The following is a 560-nucleotide window of genomic DNA, read 5'->3' on the forward strand; positions in this document are numbered from 1 at the left end:
TCACTGACGACGGTGCACCAGGCGTGGGTAACTTCGTTTTCATCAGCTTGGGTATCATCCGCGTCGGTAGGTTCGCAAACTACGACCACGAATGGGCAGAAATTTTCATCCGGCTTCCACCGACATTCCCTTCTGGTCAGAAGTATGGTTTTGCTACCGATCCCGTACTTCGCGTCGATGGTCAGCTCCCAGACAACTCGCAGACAGACCGTGACCACGCCATCCCGCTCTGTGAGGCACTGAATGTCGACGAGGTTCTCTATTGGAGTCGGCGCTGGGACTACCTAGATATCGACGAAAACGGCAGTCCCGAACAGATGGGAGCTGCAATACCGTGGATGAAGCAAGTCCTCAGTACACCGCTGGAGGCTCAATAACAATGGCAAGTCGTCGACGAAAACAACTCACAGACCGAAAGCTGCCACTCTCCGAAGCTCAGGGTTTCCACCTCGCAATGACCGAGGAGACCAACGATAGCTTGCGAGAGATTCTCTTCCAGGACCAACGGACAAAAGATGAGTGGGAACGTGGCGCAATCTGCATAATTACTCGCAGCAGTG

1 protein-coding gene is annotated in these 560 nt (G+C 53.8%); it reads left to right on the forward strand.

Annotated elements, in window-relative coordinates; all coding sequences use genetic code 11:
- The coding region (locus tag C5B91_RS21365; RefSeq protein ID WP_233547875.1) for a hypothetical protein at positions 1-377 on the forward strand (377 nt) is incomplete at its 5' end.
- Positions 378-560: the final 183 nt, after the last annotated feature.

The organism is Haloferax sp. Atlit-10N (assembly GCF_003586325.1).
GTDB classification, from domain to species: domain Archaea; phylum Halobacteriota; class Halobacteria; order Halobacteriales; family Haloferacaceae; genus Haloferax; species Haloferax prahovense.